The 12654-nt window shown below is 68.1% G+C and carries 11 protein-coding genes and 1 pseudogene; 6 read left to right on the forward strand and 6 right to left on the reverse strand.

Annotation, left to right across the window (positions count from 1 at the left end; translation table 11 throughout):
* Positions 1-89: 89 nt before the first annotated feature.
* The gene (locus ACSDHM_RS03265; protein ID WP_334271322.1) at positions 90-1019 is read left to right on the forward strand and encodes a LysR substrate-binding domain-containing protein; all 930 of its coding nucleotides are present in this window, start codon (positions 90-92) and stop codon (positions 1017-1019) included.
* A 25-nt stretch (positions 1020-1044) separates the two neighbouring features.
* On the opposite strand, the pseudogene ACSDHM_RS03270 reads toward ACSDHM_RS03265, so the two are convergent.
* Positions 1045-1969 (reverse strand): annotated as a pseudogene (locus ACSDHM_RS03270) (LysR substrate-binding domain-containing protein).
* 107 nt (positions 1970-2076) lie between these two features.
* Between ACSDHM_RS03270 and ACSDHM_RS03275 the strand changes: the two are divergent.
* Positions 2077-3594 carry an MFS transporter gene (locus ACSDHM_RS03275; RefSeq protein ID WP_088497794.1) on the forward strand — a complete coding sequence of 506 codons (1518 nt, stop codon included), beginning with the start codon at positions 2077-2079 and terminating at the stop codon, positions 3592-3594.
* 278 nt (positions 3595-3872) lie between these two features.
* Here ACSDHM_RS03275 and ACSDHM_RS03280 read toward each other — a convergent pair whose 3' ends face one another.
* Positions 3873-4277, reverse strand: a complete 405-nt coding sequence (locus ACSDHM_RS03280) for a GFA family protein (RefSeq protein WP_072168213.1) — start codon at positions 4275-4277, stop codon at positions 3873-3875.
* Positions 4278-4447: 170 nt separating this feature from the next.
* Here ACSDHM_RS03280 and ACSDHM_RS03285 point away from each other — a divergent pair, with 170 nt between their 5' ends.
* Positions 4448-5422, forward strand: coding sequence for an Lnb N-terminal periplasmic domain-containing protein (locus ACSDHM_RS03285; protein WP_252744683.1), 975 nt, complete (start codon positions 4448-4450; stop codon positions 5420-5422).
* Positions 5422-7443 carry an esterase/lipase family protein gene (locus tag ACSDHM_RS03290; RefSeq protein WP_439426653.1) on the forward strand — a complete coding sequence of 674 codons (2022 nt, stop codon included), beginning with the start codon at positions 5422-5424 and terminating at the stop codon, positions 7441-7443. Before ACSDHM_RS03285 ends, ACSDHM_RS03290 begins: the two co-directional genes overlap by 1 nt.
* A gap of 87 nt (positions 7444-7530) precedes the next feature.
* Here ACSDHM_RS03290 and ACSDHM_RS03295 read toward each other — a convergent pair whose 3' ends face one another.
* A complete protein-coding gene (locus ACSDHM_RS03295) occupies positions 7531-8952 on the reverse strand; it encodes an MFS transporter (RefSeq protein WP_111007637.1) in 1422 nt (473 codons plus the stop codon).
* A gap of 29 nt (positions 8953-8981) precedes the next feature.
* Between ACSDHM_RS03295 and soxR the strand changes: the two genes are divergently transcribed.
* Positions 8982-9416: a redox-sensitive transcriptional activator SoxR gene (gene soxR / locus ACSDHM_RS03300; protein WP_005415534.1), complete on the forward strand. Its 435-nt coding sequence runs from the start codon at positions 8982-8984 to the stop codon at positions 9414-9416.
* Positions 9417-9494: 78 nt separating this feature from the next.
* Here the strand turns inward: soxR and ACSDHM_RS03305 are convergent, their stop codons facing one another.
* A complete protein-coding gene (locus tag ACSDHM_RS03305; RefSeq protein WP_072168209.1) occupies positions 9495-10097 on the reverse strand; it encodes a short chain dehydrogenase in 603 nt (200 codons plus the stop codon).
* 98 nt (positions 10098-10195) lie between these two features.
* Between ACSDHM_RS03305 and ACSDHM_RS03310 the strand changes: the two genes are divergently transcribed.
* Positions 10196-11071 carry a LysR family transcriptional regulator gene (locus ACSDHM_RS03310; protein WP_188241213.1) on the forward strand — a complete coding sequence of 292 codons (876 nt, stop codon included), beginning with the start codon at positions 10196-10198 and terminating at the stop codon, positions 11069-11071.
* A 60-nt stretch (positions 11072-11131) separates the two neighbouring features.
* Here the strand turns inward: ACSDHM_RS03310 and proC are convergent, their stop codons facing one another.
* Positions 11132-11953 carry a pyrroline-5-carboxylate reductase gene (gene proC, locus ACSDHM_RS03315; RefSeq protein WP_188241212.1) on the reverse strand — a complete coding sequence of 274 codons (822 nt, stop codon included), beginning with the start codon at positions 11951-11953 and terminating at the stop codon, positions 11132-11134.
* Between the two features lie 18 nt (positions 11954-11971).
* Positions 11972-12649 (reverse strand): YggS family pyridoxal phosphate-dependent enzyme, encoded by a 678-nt coding sequence (locus ACSDHM_RS03320; RefSeq protein ID WP_005415538.1) that lies wholly within the window; start codon positions 12647-12649, stop codon positions 11972-11974.
* Between the last annotated feature and the right edge of the window lie 5 nt (positions 12650-12654).

Here is a 12654-nt window from a genome sequence, read left to right on the forward strand (position 1 = left end):
GCGGCGGGCGAGGAAAGCGTGCCTGCGTGGACATTGCCCCGGAAGCGGTTCGAATGGCATCCTGAAGTCCATACCTGTGGACGTTGCGCATGCTCAACCTCAACGATCTGGCCCTGTTCGTGGCCGCAGTGGAGCAGGGCGGTTTTGCAGCAGGCGGACGCCATCTGGGCCTGCCGCGCTCGACGTTGAGCAAGCGCGTGGCGCTGCTGGAAGAACACCTCGAGGTACGGCTGCTGCAACGCAGTTCGCGGCGCTTCGCGCTGACCGAAGTCGGCCAGGCGTTCTTTGATCGCGCACGCGCGGCGTTGTCCGAGGTGGAGTCCGCCGAGGCCATCGTCCGTGACCGCCAGGCCGAACCGAGTGGCACCGTGCGCATCAGCGCTTCGATTCCGGTGGTGCAGGGCGAGCTCGCCGTGTGCCTGCCCCCGTTGGCCCGCCGCTATCCGCGGCTGCGCATCGAAGTTGAAGTGAGTGATCGTTTCGTCGACCTGGCGCAGGAAGGCATCGACATTGCCTTGCGCAGCCACTTCGGTCCGCTGCCGGATTCCGGTCTGGTGCAGCGCTCGCTGAGTAGAGAACGCATCGTGCTGGTGGCGTCGCCTGGCTATCTGGCAGGCGCGCCAGCAGTGGATACGCCCGAGCAGCTAAGCGCGCATGCCGGCCTGCTGACGGCGCGCCACGCAAGGCGCTGGACACTGCACGGCACCGACGCCCGCACCGTGCAGGTGGAGCCGCAGGTGGCGCTGGTCGGCAATGAGTCGCAGCTTCTGGTCGCGGCGGCCGAAGCGGGCCTTGGCATCACGGTGTTGCCGCACAGCCTGTGTGCCGCAGCGATTGCGGCCGGCCGCCTGCAGCAGGTCCTGCCGGCGTGGCATGCCGGCGAAGTGACCACCAGCGTGCTGCTGCCGCATCGTCGTGGACAGTTGCCGGGCGTGCGCGCGGTGGTGGATGCGCTGGTCGCGCATTACCAGCTCAACGCAGCGCCAGCGCCCAGGGAAAAAGGCGACGGAGGGGATTAAGTCGTTTCGGGCACAGTAGGGCCGATTACGACTTAATCCCCTCCGTCCCCTTTCTATGAGGCGTTCTGGAACAGGTTCGCGACGGCATAGTCGATGAACACCCGCAGGCGTGCACTGGGATGGCGCCCACCGGGCCATAGCAGCGAGAACTGGCCCTGGCGCGTAGGTAGTGTGGGCAACACCTGTTGCAGGCGGCCGTCGGCCAGCGCGTCGGCGGCGAGGAAGTCGGGCATCCAGGCCAGGCCCATGCAACCGATCGCAGCGGCCAGCACGGCTTCCATGTTGTTGCAGGTCATCGCCGTGGAAAGGCGCGCCCCGGCGTCGCCTTCGATGCCCGGCAGCTGCCACGGATGCAGTTTTCCGGTGGTGGGGTAACGGAAGCGCAGCGCGGTGTGCAGGCGCAGGTCGCCTACATCGCCGGGAATGCCGTGCGCCTTCAGATACCCCGGTGCCGCACAGAGGATGAAACGAAAGTCGCCCAGTCGCCGTGCGGTCAGGCTGGAATCGGCCAGCTCGCCGCTGCGTATCACCGCGTCCAGCCCTTCGCTGACCACATCGACGATGCTGTCATTGAACTCCAGTTCCAATTGCACCTGCGGATAGCGTTGCTGGAAGCCGGGCAACACCGGCAGCAGGAAGCGGTAGCCGATGGTGGGCAGGCCGATGCGCAGCAGCCCACTTGGAGCGTGCTGTCGTTGCGCCAGGTCCGCCTGCGCTTCGGAAAGTTCATCCAGTGCGCGGCGGCAGCGCTGCAGCAGCAGTTCGCCTTCGTCGGTGAGGTGCACGCGGCGGGTGGTGCGCTGGAACAAACGGGTGCCCAGGTTCTGTTCAAGGCGGGCGATGCGCTTGCCTACCGCCGAGGCGGACAGGCCGAGTACGCGGGCGGCGCCGACGATGCTGCCCGCCTCTGCGGTTCGGACGAAGGCGAGCAGAGCAGAGATGGAGTCCATGACCGACATGATTGCGGAACATATGGCCGCAATCAACGTCCATAGAGCCTGTTTTTCAGGAATAACGGCCCGCTCATCATCAATGCCCCTGATGGAAGGAGGCCCGCATGGCCCCGGATTCGACGTTCCCTGTACCTGCCCAGACGCCGCAACGCTGGACGCTGCTTGCGGTTTGCCTGGCCGCGCTGGCGCTGCCGTTGTCCTTCACCGCCGGTGCCGTCGCGGTGCCGGTGCTGGCCCGCTCCGCAGTGGCATCGCCCACTGCGCTGGCCTGGGTGACCAACGCCTTCATGCTCACCTTCGGCAGCCTGCTGCTCGCTGCCGGTGGCCTGGCTGATCGCCATGGCCGACGGCGGATGTTCCTGCTGGGCACGGCCGGCTTCACCGTCGCGACGGCCGCTGTATGCCTGGCGCCTACGCTGCTGTGGCTGGATCTGGCGCGCGGCCTGCAGGGCGTGGCCGCCGCCGCAGCGCTGGCCTCGGGCACCGCTGCGCTGGCGCAGGGCTGGCAGGGACCGAGGCGTGCCCGTGTCTTCGCCCTGCTGGGCACGACATTCGGTGCGGGCCTGGCGCTGGGGCCGCTGCTCGCGGGCCTGCTGCTGCAGGCGCTGGGCTGGCGCAGCGTGTTCGCTGCGGGCGGTGTGCTGACGTTGGCGGCGTTCGCCCTGGCCGCGCGCGCGTTGCCCGAAAGCCGGGGCGAGCGCGGACGGCTGGACATCGCCGGCATGCTGGGCTTCAGCCTGATGCTGGCGGCATTGACCCTGGCCCTGCTGTGGCTGGGAGAGTACGGCCTGCACGCCGGTCGCGTGCAGCTGGCGCTGTTGGCGACGCTGCTGTTGGGCGGCGCGTTCGTCTGTACCGAACGGCTGCATCCTTCCCCGTTGCTGGACCTCTCACTGTTCTGGCAACCGGCGTTTCTCGGCGTCCAGCTGCTGCCGGTGGCGACCTGCCTGGGCTACGTGGTGCTGCTGGTCGTGTTGCCTCTGCAACTGCTGGGCGTGCATGGCCAGAGCACGACGCTGGTGGGACTGCAGATGCTGGCGCTGTCCGCGCCGATGCTGATGCTGCCGATGCTGGCCGCGCGTTGGGCGGAGCGCGTTGGAAGCGCACGGCTGTGCACGCTGGGGCTGCTGGTGTGCGCCTCTGGCCTGTACCTGCTGTCGCGCCATGCGACGCATCCGTCGCCCTCGCAGTGGGTGCCGTTGCTGATGTGGGTCGGTGCAGGCACGGCCTTGCCGTGGGGGCTGATGGATGGGCTGTCGGTGAGCGTGGTGCCTGTACAGCGTGCGGGCATGGCCGCCGGCATCTTCGGAACCGTGCGGGTAGCAGGCGAAGGTATCGCCCTGGCCGCAGTGACGGCGCTGCTGGCGATGGTGGTCGACCAGCAGCTGCATGGGGCATCGCCCGCGTCGTTGGCGCGTGCCGGTGCCTATCTGGCGAGCGGGTCCCGCGACCAGGCGGCGGCACTGCTGCCGGCGATGAGCGCTGAGCAGCTGCAGCAGGTCAGCGCCAAGGCGCTGGCAACACTGCTGCGTGTACTGGCGCTGCTGACGGCTGTGTGTGCTGTGTTGTTGCACCTGTTGCTGCGGAAACGCAAAGGCATGTTGGCCGAGCATACGGCGTAGCAGGCTCATCGCCCCCTCCGCCGTCATCCCGTTGTCGTCTTCCGCTCACACCGCCCATGCCCACCCAGGTCTAATGTCGATCGTCCCCGTCCCCCACGGAGACCCGCCATGTGGCTGCTCGACCATCTCTGGCCCAGCCGTCGACCGCTTCCTCCCCCAGTCGCGGATGCGCCGCAGGCGCCGCCACGCCGGCCTTGGCTGAAACGACCCGCGCGGGCGGGGCGCAGCGGCATGGCGCCCTGGCAGAAGATCGCCACGCCGCCGCGGCGCACGCGCCACTAGTCGCTGCGGTCTGACGGGTGATTGATCCCGTCGCTGACCGGAATGACCCCCAGCGCGAACGGGTCGATGCCTTCCAGGCAGGCCACGTTGTAGCCGTACTCGTCCGGGTTGGAGCGGCGCCGGTGATGGGTGTAGATGCCGCACACGCCGCAGAAGTAGTGCTCCGCCACATGGGTGTTGAACTGGTACTTCTGCAGGTGATGCTGCCCGCGCACCACCTGCAGGCCCTGACGGGGGACGCTGGCGGCGATGGCGCCACGGCGGCGGCACATCGAGCAGTCGCAGCGGCGGGGATCGACGATCCCGTCCGGCAGGTCCAGCAGCAGCTCGACCGTGCCGCAGTGACAGGTTGCGCGGTGCCGGGGTTGGACCGGAACGCCGGCCACGGAAGTGATGCCCATCGTTGCTCCTGTGTGATTCATCTGGCCGCGGGGCCGCCGCAGACGGTGCGCCGGCGTGCCTGAACGGGCCGTAGATGCCACGGTGAACCCGCTTGTGGCTAACTATGCGGCTTCGGGACCGCGACAGGATGCCAGTGAGAGCCGCAGGACGTTGGATGACAGGAAGTGCCATGGCGCTGGCAGCGTTGTGGGTGACCGGGCTGCTGGCTTACCAGATGCCCGGGCCGGGCTGGCTGGCGAACGGTATTGCCGTGCTGTGGCTGCTGGCTGCGCTGTGGGCCTCGTGGCGGGTCGCGCGTGGCCGCAGCAGCCGTCGCCTGGGCCTGGCGTTCGGCGCTTCGCTGGCGCTGGCTGGCCTCTGGTGGCTGCTGCTGACCCCGCGCCAGGACCGCGTATGGGCCGACGACGTGGCCCAGCGCCTGCATGTGGTGTCCTTCGACGGGCGCCACGTGGTGTTCGACAGCGTGCGTGATTTCACCTGGCGCAGCGAAACCGACTACGACGCGCACTGGGTGCGCCGCGCGTACGATCTTGACCAGCTGCGCTCGGCCGACCTGGTGCTGTCGTACTGGATGGGCCCGGCGATCGCCCACACCCTCATCTCGTTTGGCTTCGAGGATGGGCGCCACGTGGTGTTCTCGCTGGAGATCCGCAAGGAGCGCGGCGAATCGTTCTCGGCACTGGGCGGCTTCTTCCGCAGGTTCGAGATGACCCTGGTGGCCGCGGAGGAAACCGACATCATCCGCACCCGCACCAATGCGCGCGGTGAGGACGTCTACCTGTACCGCCTGCATGGCATGGACCGCGCGCAGTTGAAGGAGCTGTTTGCCGCGTACATCGCACAGGCACGCGAACTGGATGCCAAGCCGGGCTTCTACAACACGCTCACCAGCAACTGCACCACCATCGTCTTCGACCTGGCCCGCCATATCGCGCCGCGCCTGCCGCTGGACTACCGCCTGCTGCTGTCCGGGTACCTGGCCGAGTACGCACAGGAAGTGGGTGCGTTGACCCCGGGTGTGCCGTACGCCGAGCTGCACGACAAGGGCCGCATCACCCAGCGTGCGTTGGACCTGGGCAGCGGCGAACACTTCTCCACCGTGATCCGCCAGGGCGTGCCTGGCACCGAGCAGGACCCGCAGTAATGACTCGACTCCTCCTGATCCGCTGGCAGCGTGCGCTGCCGGTGTTGTTCGCCGCCTTCCTGCTGCTGGGCAGCAGCGGTTGCGCGATGGTCACCGTCAAGCAGGTCAAATCCAGCGATTCGCTGGTCAACAAGCGTGCCGACGTGCTCAATACCGGCAAGCTCAGCCCCGCCGCGCGCGAGACGCTAAGCGCGGCAGGCCTGGACGAATCGCAGTGCGAGAAGGACTTCCTGGTCTGCCGCAGCACGCTGCTGATGACCGACGATCTCAATGTCGAGCAGCGGCTGTCGGCGCTGTCCGAACTGTGGGTGAAGGCCGCGCTGGCGCTGACGCCGAAGAAGACCGCAGCCGGTGATCCGCCGATGAGCGACGCAGCGCTGGACGCCTGGCTGGAAGCCGCGCGCTACGCCTATGCCTACCTGTTCTACAGCGGCCGCTCGCCGTCCGACCGTGCCTTCGAGGACCGGCAGACACAGGTGCGCGACTACTACAACTACGCCGCCGAGAAGGCAGCGGTGGTGCTGTTCGTGCGTGCGCGCGCCGCTGCGTTGGCTGGCGAGGACTACACGAAGCCGATCGCGGTTGGCAGCTGGACGCTGGCCTCCAACTACCAGCAGCTGAACCTGAAAAGCATTCCCGCGCAGCTGGTGCCGGCCGGCACGGTCAGCTTCGTCGGGCTGCGCAGTACTTATCGCCGTGATGGCTTCGGTGCCGAGCTGGTGATGGTGATGGACCCGCCGAAGCTGGTCGCACCGGTGATCGCGCCTGAGGGCCCGAAGGCCGAGACACCGCAGGATGACGAAGAGGGCGCACGCCGTGGCCGTCGCCACCGGCATGACGATTCGGTGCCCGAGTTCAGCGAGATGTCCTCGATCAACGTCACCGCGTTGCTGCGTTTCGAAGGCAGCAGCCTGGACGATGTGATGCGGACGCGCCGGGTTGAACTGGATGCCTATTCGCCGGAAGCCACCGAGCGCATCACCCTGCACGGCGAGCAGGTGCCGCTGGCCGGCAATTTCACCGCAGCCTACGGCCTGTGGCTTGCCCAGAGCGGCTTCGCCCGGCAGTCACTGCGCACCCTGTTCGGCATGAGCGAGGGCATCGGCGAGCCACACATCTACCTGATGCAACCGTGGGACCCGAACCGCCGCATCATCTTCATGCTGCACGGCCTGGCCAGCAGCCCGGAAGCCTGGGTGAACCTGGCCAACGAGATCATGGGCGACCCCGAGCTGCGCCAGCAGTTCCAGGTGTGGCAGGTCTATTACCCGACCAACGCACCGATCGCGCTGAACCGCTACGAGATCGCCAACGCGTTCAACGACACGCTGAAGCACTTCGATCCCAATGGCAGCACTCGTGCATCGAAGGATATGGTCTACATCGGCCACAGCATGGGCGGCGTGCTCGCGCGGCTGCTGGTGAGCGATTCCGGTGACGTGCTGTGGAACGACCTGCTGGCCAACTATGACCTGAAGGGCGAGCGTCTGAAGCGCGTGCAGAACAAGCTGGGGCCGTTGCTGCATTTCAAGGCACAGCCGAACGTGGAGCGTGCGATCTTCATCGCCGCTCCCCACCAGGGCACGGACATCGCCGGCAACAAGGTCGGGCGCCTGCTGGGCCGGCTGGTGCGCCTGCCGCTGACCATTCTCGGCAAGTTCGAGGACGTGTTCATGGCGCTGGCGCAGGCCGAGCAGCAGGTCGATGGCACGGCCAAGCCGAAGATTCCCAACAGCATCGACAACCTCAAGGCCAGCGATCCGTTCGTCAAGGCCGCAGCGCAGCTGCCGATCGAAGCGGGACTGAAGTACCACTCGATCATCGCCCAGCGCAAGCCGGAGCTGCCGGTGGACAAGTCCGATGACGGACTGGTGCCGTACTGGAGTGCGCACCTGCCGGGTGCACAGTCGGAGAAGGTGATCATTTCCGGCCACAGCGTGCAGGAGACCCCGCAAGCGGTGCTGGAAGTGCGGCGCATCCTGCACCGGGATATCGATGACGTGGGGACGGGGACCCGGTAGTGCCGGCCGCTGGCCGGCACTCTCCGCGCACGCGGGAATCCCGTGATGGTGCCGGCCAGCGGCCGACACTGCCGAAACCGGGCGACGCTACACCCGCCGCGCGATCACCGCGGCCAGCACCGCCAGGCCGAAGGTGATCGCCAGGCACAGCAGGTAGCCGGTGTGCGGCGCGCTTTCCACGAACAGCGCGAACAACGCACCGGAGACCGCCAGCGCGGTGGTCACCGACAGGGCCTCGCTCAGCTGCAGGGCCGACGTGTTGGCACCCTGCTCATGCGCTGCTGACAGCGAAAGCGTGAGTACCGAGAGGCTGGCGTAGATCATGCCCATGCCGAAACCGGTGACCGTCCAGCCCACCAGGGCCACCGGCAATGGCACTGCATTGAACAACACCGCAAGCGTTGCGGCGATGCCGACCGTCATCATCGCCGTGCCGACGCGCAGCAGCTGCTGGCGTGACCAGCCGCGCTGCTGGTGACCCTGCAGCCAGGAGCCAGCGAACCAACCGAGTGCGCCGAGGCTGAGCACCGCGCCGGCCCAGCTGGGCGGGAGCCCGCGTTCGCGCTGAAGCAGCAGCGGCAGGTAGGCTTCGCAGGCGAAGAATGCGGCGGCGGCGATGCCGCGCAGTGCGATCACGCTGGGCAGGCCCCTGCGCAGGATCAGCGTTCCGGCCGGCAGCAGGCGATGCACGCATAGCAGCTGCGCCAGCATCGCCACGCTGATGCAGAGCAGGGCGGTCGGACCGTGCTGCTGGCCGCCGAAGTACAGCAGCAGCGCCGCCAGCGATGCACCACTGGCCCAACGTACGACGTTGCCGCGCCCCTCGTCGTCGTTGCTGTCGGCGGAGGGTTGCATGCGCGCCAGCGCAGGCCGCAGCAACAGGGCAGCAGGGACTGCCAGCAGCGGCACCGCCAGGAACACCCAGCGCCAGCCGAGATGCTGGACGATCAGGCCGCTCAGCGCCGGGCCGACCATCGAGGGCACCACCCAGCCCGCCGAGAATGCCGCGAACACCTTCGGCCGCAGGTGCTCGGGGTAGCTGCGGCCGACCATCACGTACAGCGAGACCGAAATCGCGCCCGCACCCAGGCCCTGCAGCAGGCGCCCGGCCACCAGCATGCCCATGCGCACGGCGAAGCCGGCCAGCAGCAGGCCCAGCACGAAGCAGGCCAGGCCGTACCACAGCGGCCGTGCCGGGCCCTGGCGGTCGGCCCAGCGTCCGGCCAGGGTCATGCCGATCACGCTGGTGGCCAGTGTGCCACCGAAGGCCAGCGCATACAGGCGCAGGCCGCTGAGTGCTTCGGCCACCGTGGGCATCGCGGCCGCGACGGCCAATGCTTCGAAGGCGTGCAGCGCGACCAGCGCGACCATGCCGAGGGTGGTGGCGCGGTAGCGCGCGGACAGGATCGATGTGTCAGCCGGCAGGCGGGTGTCGGCGGGAGAGAGGGTCGGGGTCATACCGGTCAGGGGCGGGCCGCGCTTGTCAACGGGCGGCGAAGATAGCAGCATGCCACCTCAACTATAGTTGAGGTCAAGCAATGGCATCCCAGGAACTCAGCGTTGGCGAGGTTTCCCAGCGCAGTGGCGTGGCCGTTTCCGCACTGCATTTCTACGAGCGCAAGGGGCTGATCAGCAGCCTGCGCACCTCGGGCAACCAACGCCGTTACAGCCGCGACGTGCTGCGCCGGCTGGCGGTGATCCGCGTTGCGCAGCGGGTGGGCATGCCACTGGAAGCGGTCGGCCGCGCCTTCGAGAGCCTGCCTGAAGGCCGTGCACCGACCAAGGCTGACTGGGCCAAGCTGTCCGCGCGCTGGCGCACCGAGCTGGAAGAGCGCATCCACATGCTGCAGCTGCTGCGCGATGAACTGACCGGCTGCATCGGCTGTGGCTGCCTGTCACTGCAGCATTGCCGCCTGGCCAACCCTGGCGACGTTCTCGGCGAACGCGGCGATGGCCCGATGCGCTGGGAATGAAAAAGGGGACGCGCTCCCGGTAGCGCCGGGCCATGCCCGGCGGACGAAAACGACTTGATCCCCTCCGTCCCCTTTTTCTTACCAGACCGTGATCGTCTCGCCGCTCTGGATGCCTTCCACTGCACGCTGGAAGGCCAGTGCGGCGCGTTGTGCGCTTACCGCTTCGAAGCCCGGGAAGTAGGGGCCGTAGGCCGCCATTGATTCGATCAGTACGTTCGGGCTGACCACGTTGATGCGCAGGCCGCGCGGCAGCAGCTCCAGTGCGGCGGCGCGCACGAAGCCTTCCAGTGCGGCATTCACTGCGGTGGCGTTGACGCCGTCGCGGATCGGCTGCGCGCTGATGATGCCGCTGGTCAGGGTGATCGAGCCACCGGCATTGAGGTGGTGCTGCGCGGCCAGTGCCAGCCGCACCTGTCCCAGCAGCTTGTCCTGCAGGCCGATAGTGAACTGCTCGGGCGTCATCTCCTGCAGCGGTCCGAAATGCACCGAGCCGGTGGTGGAGATCACCGCATCGACTGCACCGGTGCGGGCGAACAGTTCGGCGACGCTGGCGTCGTCAGTCAGGTCCACACGCAGTTCGCCACTGCGGCGGCCGGCGGCGAGAATCTGATGCTGTTGGCCGAGCTGACGGGCGACTGCCTGGCCGAGGGTGCCGCTGGCACCGACGAGGAGGATCTTCATGGCCGTTCCTTGCGTGTGGGAGTGAGCGCAGTCTGCGCCGTCACAGCGTGGTTAGGTAAGCGGCGTATGATTCGCAGATTCCTAACTCTGGATTAGCAATGGATACCCTTCGCTGCATGCAGGCCTTCGTCGCCGTGGCCGAACGCGGCAGCTTTGCAGGGGCCGCCGAACAGCTGCAGGTGTCGGCGGTGATGGTGGGCAAGTACATCCAGCAGTTGGAAGCACATCTGGGCACCGCGTTGCTGCAACGGAACACCCGCCGCCAGCGCTTGACCGAAGCCGGCAGCGCCTACCTGGCCGGGTGCCGGCAGGTGCTGGAGCAGGTGCAGCAGGCCGAGGCCGATGTGGCCGGCCTGCAGGTACAGCCGCGTGGCCTGTTGCGGGTCAGCGCGCCCACCACCTGGGGCAGCTGCGTGCTGGCGCCGCAGCTGGCTGGCCTGCTGCGTGCGCAGCCGCAGTTGAATATCGAGCTGGACCTGAGCAACCGCCGCGTGGACCTGATCGAAGATGGCTTCGACGCGGCGATCCGGGTCGGGCCGTTGCCATCGCAGGAGGTGGTGGCGCGGCCGCTGCCGCCGTATGCGATGAGCCTGTGCGCGGCGCCGTCTTACCTGCGCAGGCGCGGCACGCCGCGAACACCGGATGACCTGCAGGGGCACGACTGCCTGAGCCACCTGGCCTGGCGCGGCGGGCATGGCTGGCAGTTGGCCAACGGCGAACAGGTCGACTGGGAGGCACGGCTGAGCAGCAACGATGGCTTCGCGTTGCGCGAAGCCGCCGTAGCCGGGGCCGGGCTGGTACTGCAGCCCACCGCACTGCTGGCGGCGGAGATCGCAGCGGGACGGTTGAAGCCGCTGCTGCGCGACTACCTGCCGGAACCGCGGCCGATGCACCTGATGTACCTGCCCGATCGACGCCCGCGCCCGCGTTTGCAGTGCTTCGTCGATTTCGTCATGGCCACGTTGGGGCAGTGATCATCGGGGTAGATGGGGTCAGATCCCTTTGCCTCGGCAAAGGGATCTGACCCCAGGGGATCAATCATTCGCCGCAGACAATTCCTGTCCACGCACCTGCGCGGCGCGCAGTGCGGTGTCCACCAGTGCCTCGAAGCCGCCAGCTTGGAAGCTCTCGATCGCGGCCTGGGTAGTGCCGTTGGGTGACGTCACGCGTCGGCGCAGCTCTGCGGGGCTCTCACCGGCCTCATCCAGCATGCGCGAGGCGCCCAGCAGGGTCTGCACCACCAGCGTGCGCGCGGCCTCGGCCGGCAGGCCCTGGGCAATGCCCGCCGCTTCCATCGCTTCGGCCAGCAGGAACACATAGGCCGGCCCGCTGCCAGACACGGCGGTGACCGAATCCATCAGTGCCTCGCGTTCGATCCACACCGTGCGCCCAGCGCTGGCCAGCACCTGTTCGGCCTGCGCGTGCTGCTGCGGATTCACCGAGGGCGTGGCATACAGGCCGGTCACGCCGGCGCCGAGCAGAGCGGGGGTATTGGGCATTGCGCGCACCACCGGCAGGTTGCCACCCAGCCAGCGCTCCAGCTGTGCGCTGGTGATGCCGGCAGCGATCGACACCACCAGCGGCCGGTTTGCCTGGGCCAGTGCCTGCAGCGACTGGCAGACCTCACGCAGCACCTGCGGCTTCACCGCCAGCAGCCAGGTGCTGCCCTGTGCGCCGGCATCGGTGGCGTTGTCGTGTACCTGCACGCCGAAGTCGGCAGCCAGCGACTCGCGCAGCGCTGCAACCGGTTCGGCCACATGGATGTGCGCGGCGGGCACGCCCTGGCGGATCAGGCCGGCGATCAGGCTGCGGGCCATGTTGCCGCCGCCGATGAAGGTGATGGAATCAGCTGCCATGGAAGTCTCCTTGGAAAATCAGGCCGGGCGCGCGCGCGCGCCGAACAGGGCGGTGCCGATGCGCACCAGGGTGGCGCCCTCGGCGATGGCTTCGGCGTAGTCGCTGCTCATGCCCATCGACAGCGTGTCGACCTGCGCGCGCTGGGCGGCCAGCGACTGGAAAAGTGTGCGCATGCGCACGAACGCATCCCGACGGCGCTCCACCTCGGGCCACGGCGCAGGAATCGCCATCAGGCCACGCAGGCACAGCGAGGGCTCGGCGGCAATCGCTGCGGCCAGCCCCTCGACATCCTCCGGTGCACAGCCGTGCTTGCTCGATTCATCGTCGATGTTGACCTGGATCAGCACATTCAGCGGGCCGCGTGCGGCCGGGCGATGGCGCGCCAGCGCCGTTACCAGCTTGGGCCGGTCCACGCTCTGCACCCAGTCGAAATGGGTGGCCACCGCCTCGGCCTTGTTCGACTGCAGGTGGCCGATCAGGTGCCACTCCAGCGCCAGGTGCTGCAGTGCCTGCATCTTGGCCAGCGCTTCCTGCACATAGTTCTCGCCGAAGGCCTGCTGGCCCTGTGCGGCCAGCGCGGCCACGGCCTCGGCCGGTTGGGTCTTGGACACGGCCAGCAGGCGCGGATCGGGCCGGCCGGCCGCCTCGGCGGCGGCATGCAGGTTGCTCAGGATCTGGGGCAGGGGAGTGGCCACGTAAC

Source organism: Stenotrophomonas sp. T8 (assembly GCF_051853085.1).
Lineage (GTDB): Bacteria > Pseudomonadota > Gammaproteobacteria > Xanthomonadales > Xanthomonadaceae > Stenotrophomonas > Stenotrophomonas sepilia.